Source organism: Photorhabdus hainanensis (assembly GCF_018448965.1).
GTDB lineage: Bacteria > Pseudomonadota > Gammaproteobacteria > Enterobacterales > Enterobacteriaceae > Photorhabdus > Photorhabdus akhurstii.
Genome location: NZ_RCWD01000009.1, coordinates 81935 through 96945 on the forward strand (window position 1 = coordinate 81935; position 15011 = coordinate 96945).

General features: G+C 42.4%; 15 protein-coding genes. 8 read left to right on the forward strand and 7 right to left on the reverse strand.

The features are described from left to right. The first annotated feature begins 256 nt into the window (after positions 1-256). The 7 genes from nadC to yacG all read left to right on the forward strand — a co-directional run bounded on the left by nadC (position 257) and on the right by yacG (position 6148). Positions 257-1147, forward strand: coding sequence for a carboxylating nicotinate-nucleotide diphosphorylase (gene nadC / locus EAE92_RS07655; protein ID WP_214067645.1), 891 nt, complete (start codon positions 257-259; stop codon positions 1145-1147). Positions 1148-1348: 201 nt separating this feature from the next. Beyond that, complete coding sequence (gene ppdD, locus EAE92_RS07660; RefSeq protein WP_214067646.1) at positions 1349-1774, forward strand: prepilin peptidase-dependent pilin; 426 nt, start codon at positions 1349-1351, stop codon at positions 1772-1774. 41 nt (positions 1775-1815) lie between these two features. Further along, positions 1816-3258 (forward strand): type II secretion system protein GspE, encoded by a 1443-nt coding sequence (gene gspE, locus EAE92_RS07665; RefSeq protein ID WP_214067647.1) that lies wholly within the window; start codon positions 1816-1818, stop codon positions 3256-3258. A gap of 2 nt (positions 3259-3260) precedes the next feature. Further along, complete coding sequence (gene hofC, locus EAE92_RS07670; RefSeq protein WP_214067648.1) at positions 3261-4460, forward strand: protein transport protein HofC; 1200 nt, start codon at positions 3261-3263, stop codon at positions 4458-4460. Positions 4461-4551: 91 nt separating this feature from the next. Further along, complete coding sequence (gene coaE / locus EAE92_RS07675) at positions 4552-5175, forward strand: dephospho-CoA kinase (RefSeq protein ID WP_214067649.1); 624 nt, start codon at positions 4552-4554, stop codon at positions 5173-5175. Beyond that, positions 5168-5920, forward strand: coding sequence for a cell division protein ZapD (zapD, locus tag EAE92_RS07680; RefSeq protein ID WP_065389149.1), 753 nt, complete (start codon positions 5168-5170; stop codon positions 5918-5920). The genes coaE and zapD overlap by 8 nt, the downstream gene beginning before the upstream one ends. Positions 5921-5950: 30 nt before the next feature. Beyond that, complete coding sequence (yacG, locus tag EAE92_RS07685; protein ID WP_036777504.1) at positions 5951-6148, forward strand: DNA gyrase inhibitor YacG; 198 nt, start codon at positions 5951-5953, stop codon at positions 6146-6148. Positions 6149-6185: 37 nt separating this feature from the next. On the opposite strand, the gene mutT is transcribed toward yacG, so the two are convergent. From mutT to secM, 3 genes are all read right to left on the reverse strand, one after another. Next, positions 6186-6578: an 8-oxo-dGTP diphosphatase MutT gene (gene mutT / locus EAE92_RS07690; protein WP_046395692.1), complete on the reverse strand. Its 393-nt coding sequence runs from the start codon at positions 6576-6578 to the stop codon at positions 6186-6188. Positions 6579-6700: 122 nt separating this feature from the next. Next, a complete protein-coding gene (gene secA, locus EAE92_RS07695; RefSeq protein ID WP_214067651.1) occupies positions 6701-9412 on the reverse strand; it encodes a preprotein translocase subunit SecA in 2712 nt (903 codons plus the stop codon). A gap of 82 nt (positions 9413-9494) precedes the next feature. Beyond that, entirely contained in the window at positions 9495-10019 is a 525-nt protein-coding gene (secM, locus tag EAE92_RS07700; protein WP_105398335.1) for a secA translation cis-regulator SecM, read from the reverse strand. Positions 10020-10051: 32 nt separating this feature from the next. Between secM and EAE92_RS07705 the strand changes: the two genes are divergently transcribed. After that, complete coding sequence (locus EAE92_RS07705) at positions 10052-10570, forward strand: DUF721 domain-containing protein (protein ID WP_214067652.1); 519 nt, start codon at positions 10052-10054, stop codon at positions 10568-10570. A 95-nt stretch (positions 10571-10665) separates the two neighbouring features. On the opposite strand, the gene lpxC is transcribed toward EAE92_RS07705, so the two are convergent. The 4 genes from lpxC to ftsQ form a co-directional block, all read right to left on the reverse strand. Further along, a complete protein-coding gene (gene lpxC / locus EAE92_RS07710; RefSeq protein WP_214067653.1) occupies positions 10666-11583 on the reverse strand; it encodes a UDP-3-O-acyl-N-acetylglucosamine deacetylase in 918 nt (305 codons plus the stop codon). Positions 11584-11681: 98 nt separating this feature from the next. Further along, the gene (ftsZ, locus tag EAE92_RS07715) at positions 11682-12842 is read right to left on the reverse strand and encodes a cell division protein FtsZ (protein WP_036777497.1); all 1161 of its coding nucleotides are present in this window, start codon (positions 12840-12842) and stop codon (positions 11682-11684) included. 63 nt (positions 12843-12905) lie between these two features. After that, a complete protein-coding gene (ftsA, locus tag EAE92_RS07720; protein ID WP_118984956.1) occupies positions 12906-14162 on the reverse strand; it encodes a cell division protein FtsA in 1257 nt (418 codons plus the stop codon). Positions 14163-14203: 41 nt separating this feature from the next. Then, positions 14204-15010: a cell division protein FtsQ gene (ftsQ, locus tag EAE92_RS07725; RefSeq protein WP_046395696.1), complete on the reverse strand. Its 807-nt coding sequence runs from the start codon at positions 15008-15010 to the stop codon at positions 14204-14206. Position 15011: the final 1 nt, after the last annotated feature.

The following is a 15011-nucleotide window of genomic DNA, read 5'->3' on the forward strand; positions in this document are numbered from 1 at the left end:
TATTCGGGTCTACCCATAAATCATTGTGTCAGTACAACAAAGCTTTTCTGTAGACAATATGATGAATAACCAATAAAACGGTTGCTCACCCTGTGGACACGAATCGTGTGAAAGAATTTCTCTCACTCAATTCATCATGCAACCACATTTTTTCCTTCTTAAATCCAGATGATAAAACCAAGATAGTAGTTGTTCACTACACAACAGGGTAGCATGTTAAGACCATTAATATTGTTATCACCTCTGGAGCTTTTTAATGACAAAACAAAATTGCAATACAGATCAGCGCCGTGCCGTTCTTATGGAACACTTGCAGAACGACATTCCCACCAGTGTAACCCTCGCACTAAAAGAAGATCTGGGCGGAAATACAAATTTCACTTCTGATATTACCGGCCAATTAATTCCCGAAAATAAACAAGCCACCGCAGTCATTATCACTCGGGAAGATGGTATTTTCTGTGGACAACAATGGCTGAATGAAGTTTTTACTCAATTAGGCGACCAAATATCCATTGAATGGCTAGTCAAAGATAGTGATACAATTACAGCCAACCAAAAACTTTGCATATTACGAGGCCCAGCACAGATATTACTGACCGGTGAACGCACCGCTCTTAACTTTATTCAGACTCTCTCTGGCGTTGCAACAGAAACTAGTCACTACGTTCACCGTCTTGCCGGTTTAAAAACCCAATTACTTGATACACGCAAAACGCTACCGGGATTACGCACAGCCCTAAAATATGCCGTATTTTGCGGAGGTGGTAATAATCACCGCCTTGGATTATTCGACGCTTTCCTTATCAAAGAAAACCATATCATTGCCAATGGATCTATTAAACAGGCCGTAGATAAAGCTCGTTATTCTCACCCCGGTGTCCCTGTTGAAGTCGAAGTAGAAACGCTAGATGAACTCATTTTGGCACTAAAAGCTAATGTTGATATTATTATGCTAGACAATTTTACTATTCCAATGATGAAAGAAGCCGTCGCTATCACATCAGGTAAAGTCCCTTTAGAAGTATCCGGCAATATCACCCTGGATACTCTGCGCAGCTATGCTGAAACAGGCATCGACTTCATTTCTGTTGGAGCGCTCACCAAACATATTAGAGCATTAGATCTCTCCATGCGCTTTCAATAATTAGCAATAATAATATTGATGGTGGTGTAAATCAGCAATTGGTAGATCGAAAATTTGCGAACACCACCGTAAATATTTTTGCAAACCTTGCAATTCATAAATTCTTTTTCGAGTCAATTCCATAACCTTCATCTATCCTATTTCATTTTTTTCTCTTTCCTTCATTCTCTATATCGCAACACCACAACACGGGGAAGAAATATGAAACAACAACAAGGATTTACTTTAATGGAGATTATGGTTGCTATTGCTATCATTTCCATCTTAAGTGCTATTGGTATTCCTAGTTATCAAGGATATATCCAGAAAGCCGCTTTAACAGATATACTACAAAATATTGTACCTTATAAATCAGGTATAGAACTTTGCGGTTTTGAAACTGAAGATTTCATGGGTTGCAATGCAGGAGCAATGTCAATTCCAAAAGATCATAACAGTAGATATATCGAGAGCATTTCAGTTAAAAATGGGGAAGTTACCATTAACGGGGAAAAAAGTCTTAAAAACCTCAGCATTACATTAAAGCCGTCACAAAATACACAAATAGGTACAATTAAATGGAACATTAAATGTGAGTCGACAAACAATTCATTAAAAAATCGTTGTCAGGAAATATTTGAATTTTAATTTATTACTCTTATTAATACATCTTTACACAGGAAAGAACAATGAACTCACTTTCAATGGCAGAAAACACATTGATGGAAAGAGAAATCCATGATATTTGTCAACGCCACCAATCTGTTGTAATAAAAAAAGATGATAATGCGATAACAATTGCCAGTAACGAATTACCTAATGATGATTTATTATCAGCATTACGATTTATTTCCGGACGTATCGTTAATGTAGAAATTTGGCCACTGGCAAGGATAGAATCAATATTACATCAAAATACTTCACTAAGTCATGTACCAGAGGAAGAATCCGCGTTATTACCACTTATCGCTGATACCAATACAGATGAAAATGATGCGCCCGTTATTCAACTTATTAATCAAACTTTATTAACTGCAATTCAACGGCGTGCATCCGATATTCATTTTGAACCATTCCAACAAGGTTACCGTATTCGTATCCGGGTTGATGGCGCACTACACCTCTTGTCTTCGCCATCTCCTCAAATGAATGCAAGCATTGCCGCACGCCTTAAGATAATGGCTAAATTAAACATCGCTGAAAAACGACTGCCTCAGGATGGACAATTTGATTGGTCTGACACTCGACACAACTATGCTATTCGTATGGCGACTTTGCCAACAATACACGGAGAAAAAGTTGTACTTAGGATATTAAATACAATGCAACAATTGTTGTTAGATCAACTAGGTATTCCTGATCCATTGTTAAATCAGCTTCGACAAAAACTCGCGTTACCACAAGGGATGATTTTAGTCACTGGACCGACAGGTAGCGGAAAAACTGTGACTTTATATAGCTGTTTACAATATCTGAATCAGAATAAAAAGAATATTTGCAGTGTAGAGGACCCAGTAGAGATCCCATTGAACGGTATTAACCAGACACAAACTAACAGCAAAATTGATCTCAATTTTGCCAAAGTATTACGGGCACTATTACGCCAAGATCCTGATGTCATTATGGTGGGAGAAATACGTGATAGCGAAACAGCCGAAATTTCAGTAAAAGCGGCGCAAACAGGTCATCTGGTTCTTTCTACATTGCATACTAATTCAACCATAGATACATTGTCCCGCCTACAAAATCTGGGTATTTCAGGTTATATGGCTGCTTCTTGTATCAAATTAATTATCGCCCAACGGCTTGTCAGAAAATTATGTCTTCGTTGCCGCAAACAACAAACAGAAGAAACTATTATTAATACTGAAAATAACTCTCTATTTATTAAGCAATGGCTAGCCGTTGGTTGTGAGCATTGTTTTTCCGGTTATTACGGTCGAACGGCTATTTATGAGTTTTTAGAAATAACAGATGATATTAAACAGATATTATCAGAACAGAACTCCCAAAATGGGCAAAAAACCATTATAGCTCAAAGAAAAGACACTTTACTTTCATCCGGTATTTTATTAGTAGAACAAGGCATCACTACATTAGAAGAAATTTATCAAGTTACAGGTCAGGAATAATAATGAAAATTCATTATCTTTATAATTGGCAAGCAGTGAACAACAAAGGCGAAATATCAAAAGGAAAATCACTATGTGATAACCGAAAATCTTTATATCAGCAACTTATTCATTCTGGATTACAACCTTATAATATAAAGTGTGAAAAATTAATATTTTATCATCAACAACAAGTTGCTTACCGTCTGAATTTTATTCGTCAATTGGCAACACTATTATCATCAGGAATGCCATTACTAAATTGCCTCAATATTCTTATTCGTGAATGCGATCATCCACTATGGCACTGTGTATTATTAGATATTAGCAAGAAAATTACCCGTGGAGAATCATTTTCCTCCTCATTAAAAGATTATCCATTTCTATTTCCGCCTTTATTTTGTCAACTTATTACCGTTGGCGAATTGACCGGGCAATTAGAAGTCTGTTGTCAATTATTAGTTAAACAACAGGAGCAACAAGATAAATTACAGAAAAAAATAGCAAAAGCTCTACGTTACCCTTTTATTATTATCATTGTTGCCAGTATCATTATTTTATTGATGCTTATTTTTGTTTTACCCGAATTTGAACATATTTATCATTCATTTGACGCACAACTTCCGCTACTCACTCGTAGTTTATTAATAACTTCCAACTGGCTAATTCAATATGGTGGCTATGGTGTTATTGGACTAATTATACTGCTTCTATTTTACCTACAATTACGTCAACGTCATACAATATGGATCACTCGTGAAAAAAATCTGATGTTACGTTTACCCGTTATTGCAAAATTAATTAGTTGCCAGCAATTAGGGCAACTTTTCCATATCCTGTTTATGACACAAAAAGCGGGCCTGACACTCACCGCAGGATTAGACAGTGCTATTGCATCGATAAATCATCCGGTATTTCTGCAAGCGACTAAATTCTTACGAGCTCAAATTAATCAAGGGATACCCATGAGCGAAACACTGAAACAGCAATCTTGTTTTCCTGCTCTGTGTCAACAATTTGTCAGTGTTGGCGAAGAATCTGGCAATCTGGAACTGTTATTAGGAAATCTCGCTAACTGGTACCAACAACAAGCATTGGAAATTTCTGATAATATGACCCAGTTATTAGAACCAATACTTATAGTCATAATAGCAATTATTGTCGGTACACTATTGCTCGCAATGTATTTACCCATTTTTCAGCTAGGTACGATACTCACCTAAAGTAAAAACGATTCCATAGCTTTGTCTCTAGGTCATCTGCCTCCTTTCGGTTACAATCCCGAAATAGTATCAAGTAATATTAAGGGATAGGATGACTTATATTATTGCACTCACAGGTGGGATTGGCAGCGGTAAAACCACTATCGCCAATACTTTTGCAGCTCTTGGCGTTCCTCTTGTTGATGCAGATATTATTGCCAGAGAAGTCGTTGCCCCTGGAACGCCTGCTCTACAAGCCATCACAGAACACTTTGGTCATGACATATTGACGCCCAATGGCAGCCTTAACCGAGCACTGTTACGCCAAAGAATATTCACAAACAGACAAGAAAAACAGTGGGTTAATCAACTTCTTCACCCTCTAATACATCAAGAAACCCAACGGCAATTGAAACAGATAACCACACCTTATGTTATTTGGGTTGTTCCATTATTAGTCGAAAATAATTTGAAGCATCTGGCAGATCGGATTCTAGTCGTTGACGTTTCACCTGAATTACAAATCAGCCGAACAGCCACTCGTGATGGTATTAGCAATCAACAGGTTGAAAATATTTTGGCTGCCCAAGCATCCCGTAGCGAGAGGCTGGCTTATGCCGATGACATTATCTCAAATCATGATAACGTACAGGCAATCGCTCCTCGTGTTGCCGAACTACATCAACAATATTTAAGATTAGCTGGATCAGCCAGGCAGGATAATCATGATGAGTGACACAACTTCTACAATCATTTTTGAACACCCACTGAATGAAAAAATGCGGGCATGGTTGAGAATTGAATCTTCTCTGCAACAACTCACCAGTCAACGCCATTTAGACTCACTAGCAAGCAGCCTCGCCTTCTTCCGCACAGTGACTGAGCTACTTGAAGTGCTAGAACGAGGGGAAGTGCGTTCTGAATTGCTAAAAGAGTTAGAACGCCAACAGGCAAAATTAAAACAATGGGCTGAAATACCCGATGTTGATATTAATATCGTCAATAGTTTCAGATTAAAACTGAAAGAGCGAGCTATCGCATTAAGTAAAGCGCCACGGCTGGGACAATCCCTGAAAGAAGATAAAATTATCAGTATGGTGCGCCAACGCCTCAGTATTCCAAGTGGTTGTTGTGGTTTTGATCTGCCCACTCTGCATCTATGGCTTCACTTACCGCAATCAGAAAGGGATAAAATGGTCGCATTCTGGATTGATAGTTTGCTACCTCTCCAACAAGCACTAGAAAGTATTTTAGAACTCATCCGCCAATCCGCTATTTTTCGTTCAGAAATCAGTAAAAACGGTTTTCATCAGAATACGGCAGAAGGCGCAGATTTATTGAGATTACGTTTGCCATTAAAACCTTTACTGTTTCCTCAAATTTCCGGTCATAAGACCCGGTTTGCTATCCGTTTTTTACCATTGGATAGTGAAAAAGGCTTCGTGCCTGCCCATTTACCATTTGAATTAGCCTGTTGCTAATATTACAAACTAATTATTAGGAAAGTTATTATGTCTGAGTTATTAACGATTGAATGTCCAACATGCGGTAAAACCGTAGTTTGGGGAGAAATAAGCCCATATCGTCCATTTTGCAGTAAGCGCTGTCAATTAATTGACTTAGGCGGGTGGGCAAATGAAGAGAAACGGATACCAAGCCAAAGTGAAAACTCCGATAGCGATGATTGGAGTGAACAACCTGAGCAATAACAAATAGCCGCGTTATTATAATGCGGCTATTAACAACTCAAGCGGTTAGTAATGCAACAATACTGCGATTAGCTGGCGGGAATTCATCAGCAATTAAATCTTTCTGTAATACCCACCGAGAAAGTTGCCCTTCTTTACCGAAAGGTTCATTTTCCCATCCATCCACCAAGAAGAAATATAGGGTAATCAACCTGTCAGGAAAATCATGTTCAACCGTTTTTACCAACTCATAATGAGTAACAGTAATACCAATTTCTTCCTGTAACTCACGTACTAACGCCTGCTCAGGAGTTTCCTCTTTCTCAACTTTCCCGCCAGGAAATTCCCAGAAACCACCCATATGGGCATCAGCATGACGCTGAGTAATAAAAATTTCATGCTGCGTATTTCTAATAATCCCAGCGGCTATATGCAGGTGTTTCTTTTCCATATTACTCTTACTTCTTCATCTATTATTCTTTTTGATTGATCAACGACCAATAACCAAATGCTACATCCAACGTTATTCGCTTAAACCTAACAGCAAAAAGGCGGTCTCCCGCCTTTTTATCATTACTGCAAGCGCCCGTGGCAATGTTTATATTTTTTACCCGATCCACAAGGACAAGGATCATTACGGCCTACTTTACGAGCGCCGCTGGCAATCTGTGCTTCTGTTGTAGACATCAATGCGCCTTTTTCAACTTCATGGCTTAATTGCTGTTGCCTTGCCAAACGTTCAGCTTCTGCCCGGCGCTGTTGCTCCAATGCCTCTACTTCTTCCGGCAATCTCACTTGAACTTTGCTCAACGTACTAATCACTTCATATTTCAGCGATTCCAGCATGTTTGCAAACATAGCGAAAGATTCACGTTTATATTCCTGTTTTGGATCTTTCTGAGCATAACCACGTAAATGGATACCCTGACGTAGGTAATCCATTGCTGCCAGATGCTCTTTCCACAACATATCCAGAGTCTGCAACATGATACCTTTTTCGAAGTTACGCATCATTTCAATGCCAACAATCTCTTCTTTACGTTTATAGACTTCAACAGCCTGTTCAAGGATACGCTCACGCAACGTCTCTTCATGTAGTTCAGGCTCTTTATCCAACCACTCTTTGATCGGCAGCTCTAAATCGAAATCAGTCATTAAACGTTGCTGCAAACCTTCCACATCCCACATCTCTTCCAGAGATTGAGGGGGAATATAAGCATCAATGGTTGCTTTAAATACATCTTCACGAATGCTGCAAATGGTTTCACTAACATCACTCACATCCAGCAAATCGTTACGTTGAGCATAAATAGCACGACGCTGATCGTTAGCAACATCATCGTACTCTAACAATTGCTTACGTATATCGAAGTTACGGCTCTCCACTTTACGTTGAGCATTGGCAATGGCTTTGGTTACCCACGGATGTTCAATTGCCTCACCGGGTTTCATACCCAGTTTACGCATCATGCCGGTGACACGATCAGAGGCAAAAATACGCATCAGTGAGTCTTCCATTGATAAATAGAAACGGGACGATCCCGCATCCCCTTGACGACCGGAACGCCCACGTAGCTGATTATCAATACGACGAGATTCATGACGTTCCGTACCGATAATATGCAAACCGCCCGCGGCCAGAACCATATCATGGCGTTCCTGCCATGCAGATTTAATCTCTTCAATCTGAGCTTCTGTTGGCTCGGTCAGCTTAGCAATTTCCGCCTGCCAACTACCGCCTAGCACAATATCCGTACCACGACCCGCCATGTTAGTCGCAATAGTTACCGCGCCCACTTGACCAGCCTGAGCAATAATATCCGCTTCCATTGCATGAAACTTGGCGTTAAGTACGTTGTGCTTGATATCCGCTTTAGTCAGTTCATGAGAAACCAGTTCAGACTTTTCAATAGAAATAGTCCCCACCAATACAGGCTGCCCTTTACTGGTACGTTCGCGGATATCTTCAATGATAGCTTCAATTTTTTCAGCTTCGGTCATATAAACCAGATCCGGCAAATCATCACGAATCATTGGGCGGTTTGTCGGCACCACAATGGTATCGAGCTTATAAATAGAGCTAAACTCAAATGCCTCTGTATCGGCTGTACCGGTCATACCCGCCAGTTTTTCATACAACCGGAAGTAGTTTTGGAAAGTGATAGAAGCCAGGGTTTGGTTCTCATTCTGAATTTCCACACCTTCTTTAGCTTCAACAGCCTGATGCAATCCATCAGACCAACGACGCCCCTGCATGGTACGGCCAGTATGTTCATCAACAATAATGACTTCACCCTCTTTCACGATATAGTCGACATCGCGGGTAAACAGCGCATGGGCGCGTAACGCAGCCGTAACATGGTGCATTAGCATGATATTGGTTGGTGAATATAGGGATTCACCTTCTTCCATCAATTTGGCTTCCGACAGTAATTGTTCAATCAAAACCAAACCACGTTCCGTCAAGTTAACCTGACGGGACTTTTCGTCGACAGAAAAGTGACCTTCTCCCTGGAAAGTCTCTGAATCATCTTTTTCCTGACGAATCAATTTAGGGATCAACTTATTGACTTTGATATAAAGTTCAGAGCTATCTTCCGCGGGGCCAGAGATAATCAATGGCGTCCGCGCTTCGTCAATCAGAATGGAGTCAACTTCATCCACTAGCGCATAATGTAATTTACGCTGCACACGCTCTTCCGGACTAAACGCCATGTTGTCACGAAGATAATCAAAGCCATATTCGTTGTTAGTACCATAGGTAATATCCGCCGCATATGCCTGGCGTTTAACAGGCGCCGGCATACCTGGCAGGTTAATACCAACGCTCAATCCCAAAAATTCAAACAGTGGACGGTTATTTTCAGCGTCGCGCTGTGCCAGATAATCATTCACTGTGACTACGTGAACACCACGCCCTGTTAATGCATTCAAATAAGCAGGCAAAGTCGCTGTCAGTGTTTTACCTTCACCAGTACGCATTTCAGCAATACAACGTTCATTCAGGACCATCCCTCCCAGCAACTGGACGTCGAAATGACGCATAGCAAACACGCGCTTACTCGCTTCACGTACTGTTGCAAATGCTTCAGGCAACAAATTTTCCAGCGATTCTCCCTTTTCTAAGCGGGTACGAAATTCGGCTGTTTTACCCTTCAATTCATCATCAGACAATTTTTCAAACTCTGGCTCCATGCGGTTGATCACATCAACAACTTTACGCATACGACGCAGTGTACGGTCATTACGACTACCAAAAACCTTTGTTAATAATTTAATCAGCATAGTTAATTACATCTCAGATAAGGCCGTTATCTCGCAGCCAACAAATAGTTATTTATTTCGGAATTTGTAAAAAAAAGAAGATTCAGAGATAAGCAGTAGGACCTGCGCGGATACCTTGGGCTTTAGCAATCCAAAACGTCGGAGTATAAGAAGATTGTGATGCAATATTCAGGAATGGTATATCTGGAACTGGTTCAGGCGGCTTAGGTTTCTGAGTTAATAGCGCATTCAGAGTTTCTAGTACAAGTTGCTGAATACTGGAAGAACTTAACCGGATACTTTGTTTTGTTGTTTCATCGTTCATTGGTTGGGAAACAGAAAAAACAAAAGAAAGCTGCCTGATCACATTGCGTACCGCATGTTGTTGCCAGTAATTAACGCCATTGGCAGGCTGATGTTGAACATTCTGCAATGAGAATAGGTTATCAAAAGCTGATAAAGCCTGATTTTGCCAACTCTGGCTAGGGGAGGTATTAGCTTGTGAAATATTATCGGCAACACCCGCTAAAATGGTAGGAACGCCAATACTTGCCGCAACTACCCCTAATAACAGATGTGACCAGAAATAACGTCTGCCAAATTGTCGCCAAAGATTTAGAATACCCATTAATCCTTCATCATACCGGAGCTACTGTTATTATGCGCGATAGCCGCCCACAATCATTAGATGTTCTTTTTGAAGACGTCGCTGCCGTTGAGAAAAGCCCGCTTCATGTTATCCAGCAACGTGCCGTCGCTTTGTTAAAACTCAACCGCGCCGTTATCAGCTTGCTTCCCGCACAATTACATCCGTGGTGTCGGGTCGCTAATTATCGCAAACAAATTCTGGTACTGGAAGCAGGAAACGCCAGTTGGATGACCAGATTACGCTACGAACTGCCAACGCTGCTTTCTACACTAAGAAGCGAAATTCTACCATCATTGTCATCTATCGACATCAGGATTAACCCATCACTTATGATTAAGCATGGCAATAATGCGCTGAGCTTCGCAAAAACGATAAGCGATGATCACAAAACGTTACCGATGCGTCAGTTAAGTCAAGAGAGCGCGAAAGAATTAATAGTGCTAGCAAACCGCAGCCCAAAAAAGTTGAAGGAAAGATTGGAGCGATTAGCTGCACTGGCCGGAGAGAGTGCCAGCACAGCTAAAAAATAAGCGCTAACGCTGAGTAAAAAACATCAGCGAGAACAAAATCACTGATAACATAACTCACTGATATATCATCGAATTATTCTCAGCACACTAGAGAGTTACGCCATTACAGTTGATGGAGCACGAAAAGCCATCGGCATTTCAGCTTCATCTTCGAAAGTGATCAGTTCCCATGCACTTTCTTGCGCCAGAACTGCCTGCAATAGTTTATTGTTCAACGCATGACCCGATTTGAACGCAGTAAACGCGCCAATGATGTTATAGCCACACATAAACAGATCACCAATTGCATCCAGCATTTTATGACGGACAAATTCGTCTTCAAAACGCAAGCCATCTTCATTAAGTACACGATAGTCATCAACAACAATCGCACAATCAAAGCTGCCGCCTAAACATAAGCCTTTAGATTGTAAGTATTCAATATCACGCATAAAGCCAAATGTACGTGCACGACTGATTTGACGAACAAACGCTTCTGCCGAGAAATCCAGACAGTAACGTTGAGAGCTTGAATCAATCGCAGGATGATTGAAGTCAATAGTGAAATCCAGACTGAAACCATTATAAGGTTTCATCTCCGCCCACTTATCACCCTCCTCCACACGTACAGTTTCCTTAATACGCAGGAATTTTTTCGCTACGTTCAGCTCTTCAATGCCCGCATCCAGCAGCAGGAAAACAAACGGGCTGGCGCTACCATCCATAATAGGAATTTCTGGCGCGTCAACGTCGATAATAATATTATCAATCCCTAACCCCGCAAGCGCTGCATTCAGGTGCTCAACCGTTGAGATTCGCACGTCATGCTCATTTACCAGGCAAGTACAGAGCATAGTATCACGCACGGATTTTGCATCTGCCGGGAAATCAACCGGTGGATTCAAGTCAGTGCGGCGATAGATGACCCCGGTATTAGCCGGTGCTGGGCGCATTGTTAGCGTGACTTTTTTACCGGTGTGTAAACCGACGCCAGTCGCCTGAACAATACGTTTAAGTGTCCTTTGTTTGATCATCGTTTTATCTCGCAATGTTATCCATCCTGCCAACCACTATACACTATGGTTGGCGGGGGAGTTTAGCACAAAAAGCGGAGAATCCAATTTTTTAGCTATTAATCGGCCTGTTTACGTAAAAATGCAGGAATATCCAAATAATCTGGCTCCTTGCTAGTTTGTACGCTCTGGTCATTCACCACTTTTGCCGCTGGTTTATTTTCTTCAGACAATGAAGACATACCGCCAGACATGTGCTGATGACGGTGTTCCATTACACTTGACTGAGAAGACTTATTGGTAACCAACGTAATTTCAGGACGTTTATCCATACCAATACCGGTGGCAACCACAGTCACACGCAACTCATCGTTCATATCTGGGTCCAGAGAGGTACCGATCACGACGGTTGCATTATCAGATGCAAATGCACGAATCGTGTTACCCACTGTTTCGAACTCATCCAAACGCAGATCAAAGCCAGCGGTAATGTTAACCAGAACACCACGAGCACCTGACAAGTCGATATCTTCCAGCAATGGACTGGAAATCGCCATCTCAGCGGCCTCTTCTGCGCGATCTTCACCCTGTGCGATACCAGAACCCATCATGGCATAGCCCATTTCGGACATCACGGTACGCACGTCAGCAAAGTCAACATTCATCAGTCCCGGACGCGTGATCAATTCAGCGATGCCCTGAACCGCGCCTTTCAAAACGTCATTAGCTGCGCCGAAAGCATCTAGTAGTGAAATGCCACGACCAAGTACTTTCAGCAGTTTGTCGTTAGGGATAGTAATCAATGAATCTACATGCTTGGACAATTCAGTGATCCCTTGTTCGGCAAACGCCATGCGTTTCTTACCTTCAAAATTGAAAGGCTTAGTCACCACAGCGACGGTCAAAATCCCAAGCTCTTTTGCAATTTCAGCTACCACAGGCGCGGCGCCAGTACCGGTACCTCCCCCCATACCGGCAGCGATAAATACCATATCCGCGCCATCAAGCGCGGTGCGCAATGCATCCCGATCTTCTTGAGCAGCAGTACGACCAACTTCCGGATTTGCCCCAGCTCCCAAACCTTTAGTAATACCATTACCAATCTGGATAGTCTGGCCGACAGCCGTTTTACGCAATGCCTGAGCATCCGTATTTACTGCAAAGAATTCAACACCTTCGATGCGTTCACGCACCATGTGCTCAACAGCGTTACCGCCGCCACCGCCGACGCCGATGACCTTAATCACCGCGTCATTGGTTAATTCTATTGGTTCAAACATATAGTTTCTCTCCGCTTTGTGCCTTTATATCGAGGCTAAAGAAAACGCAGCCTCTGTATAAAATTAAAACTCTTTTTTCAGCCAGCTACTGACTTTCTTAAACCAGCGACTCACTGAAGCATGTTTTTCAATATCCGCATCACCATTAAGATGAGAGGCTTTCCCGTAATGCAGCAACCCCACCGCTGTTGAATAATAGGGTTGCTGCGCATAGTCCGTCAGACCAGTAATATTAAGAGGTTGACCAATACGCACCTGAGCGTGGAACACGCGCTGGGCACATTCAGCCAAGCCATCAATCTGAGCGCCACCACCAGTCAAGACAATACCCGCAGCCAGATGGTGTTTAACCCCCTGCTGGCGTAACTGTTCCTGCAATCGCAAGATTTCATCATTCACTAAATTCAGTAATTCGATGTAACGCGGCTCAATCACCTCAGCCAACGTCTGACGCTGTAAGCTACGTGGTGGACGTCCCCCGACACTTGGCACTTCCACACTTTCATCTTTGCTGACTAACGAACCTAGCGCGCAACCGTGGCGTACCTTTATCGTTTCTGCATCGCTTGGCGGCGTACCAAAAGCATAAGCAATATCACTGGTGACAACATTGCCGGCATAAGGGATAACTTTGGTATGACGCAGCGCTCCGCCGGTATATACCGCAATATCCATCGTCCCGCCGCCGATATCTACCACGCAAACGCCCAATTCACGCTCGTCTTCGGTCAAAACAGCATAGCTGGCGGCCAACCCGGAAAAAATAAGCTGATCGACTTTCAAACCACAGCGCTCAACGGCTTTTGCAATATTTTTCGCCATATCATTATGACAGGTAATCAAGTGAACTTTCGCCTGCATGCGCACACCGGAAAGTCCCACCGGATTTTTAATGCCTTCCTGATAATCGATGGCATATTCTTGCGGAATAACATGGAGTATTCGGTATTCATCGCGTACACGAACTGATTTGGCAGTATGAACAACATTGTCTACATCTTCCTGAGTGACTTCCTCCTCGGAAATAGGAACCATTCCGATTTCATTCTGACAACTAATATGTTTTCCAGATAACGCCAGATAAACAGAGGAAATTTGACAATCTGCCATCAATTCAGCCTGATCGATAGCCCGCTGTACACATTTAACAACCGACTCCAGGTCGTTTACACCGCCTTTATCCATACCGCGGGATGGACAGCTTCCCACCCCGATAATATTAACCATACCATCGGGCAGAATTTCACCAACAAGGGCAGATACCTTTGCTGTGCCAATTTCTAGGCCAACTACTAATTTTCTGTCCGTCGATTTGATCATCGTTGTTCTGCCTGCCTCATATAATTATTGCCAGTAATTGTTTATTGCCCTTTGGCCGGAGCATTAGGATCACCAATAGGTAAAGGCGCCCAACCTACCGCGGCGCCACTGTCATAACGCAAATCCACGTAATCCACCCTTTTCTCTGTGTTCTGCTGTAACAGCGGATAAAGCTCGATAAAACGCTTAATACGGCCTGTTGTATCCATTCTTCCCAGCTTTAGCTGGACGCCATTATCCAGCGTCAATTGCCAGGAACGACGCGCCGTCATTGCCGCCGCTTTTAATTTCAGTTTATTGGCAGCGAGAAGTTTAGCCATAGCTCGGTAACCATCAAGTACTTCTTTTTCATTGCCTTGTGGGCCATAAAGCATCGGGAAATACCCTTTAACTTCCCATTCAGCCGGAATGCTGAATACCTGACCTTCGGCATCCAACATCTGTGTTTCATTCCAGCGTGCATAAGGGACATATTCTACCAGATGAATTCTCAGTTCATCAGGCCACTGTTTACGGACAGTGACTTGCCTTATCCACGGCATCCGTTCAATTTGTTGCTGAATGATATTCACATCCTGCGTCATGAAAGTTCCCGGTTGCCCTAATGACAAAATCGCCTGCCGGATATCATCGTTGGTAGTGTAGTGACGCTCACCCGTTACCACCAGTTTTGAAATAGGCAATCTGTTCGCATCTTTCATCCAATTAAGGACGGCCCAACCTCCCCAAATAATGGTCCCAATTACCATCAGGAAGAAGATAAGCCCTGCCAGGTAAGAGCCGTTACTAGGACGAGAACTGCTATTTTCATTATCCCGTCCCCTTACTTTCAGGGCCGCTTGAGACATA

Coding starts and splice junctions, on each gene's coding strand:
- nadC (WP_214067645.1), top strand. CDS start 257: ATGACAAAACAAAATTGCAATACAGATCAGCGCCGTGCCGTTCTTATG.
- ppdD (WP_214067646.1), top strand. CDS start 1,349: ATGAAACAACAACAAGGATTTACTTTAATGGAGATTATGGTTGCTATT.
- gspE (WP_214067647.1), top strand. CDS start 1,816: ATGAACTCACTTTCAATGGCAGAAAACACATTGATGGAAAGAGAAATC.
- hofC (WP_214067648.1), top strand. CDS start 3,261: ATGAAAATTCATTATCTTTATAATTGGCAAGCAGTGAACAACAAAGGC.
- coaE (WP_214067649.1), top strand. CDS start 4,552: ATGACTTATATTATTGCACTCACAGGTGGGATTGGCAGCGGTAAAACC.
- zapD (WP_065389149.1), top strand. CDS start 5,168: ATGAGTGACACAACTTCTACAATCATTTTTGAACACCCACTGAATGAA.
- yacG (WP_036777504.1), top strand. CDS start 5,951: ATGTCTGAGTTATTAACGATTGAATGTCCAACATGCGGTAAAACCGTA.
- mutT (WP_046395692.1), bottom strand. CDS start 6,578: ATGGAAAAGAAACACCTGCATATAGCCGCTGGGATTATTAGAAATACG.
- secA (WP_214067651.1), bottom strand. CDS start 9,412: ATGCTGATTAAATTATTAACAAAGGTTTTTGGTAGTCGTAATGACCGT.
- secM (WP_105398335.1), bottom strand. CDS start 10,019: ATGGGTATTCTAAATCTTTGGCGACAATTTGGCAGACGTTATTTCTGG.
- EAE92_RS07705 (WP_214067652.1), top strand. CDS start 10,052: ATGCGCGATAGCCGCCCACAATCATTAGATGTTCTTTTTGAAGACGTC.
- lpxC (WP_214067653.1), bottom strand. CDS start 11,583: ATGATCAAACAAAGGACACTTAAACGTATTGTTCAGGCGACTGGCGTC.
- ftsZ (WP_036777497.1), bottom strand. CDS start 12,842: ATGTTTGAACCAATAGAATTAACCAATGACGCGGTGATTAAGGTCATC.
- ftsA (WP_118984956.1), bottom strand. CDS start 14,162: ATGATCAAATCGACGGACAGAAAATTAGTAGTTGGCCTAGAAATTGGC.
- ftsQ (WP_046395696.1), bottom strand. CDS start 15,010: ATGTCTCAAGCGGCCCTGAAAGTAAGGGGACGGGATAATGAAAATAGC.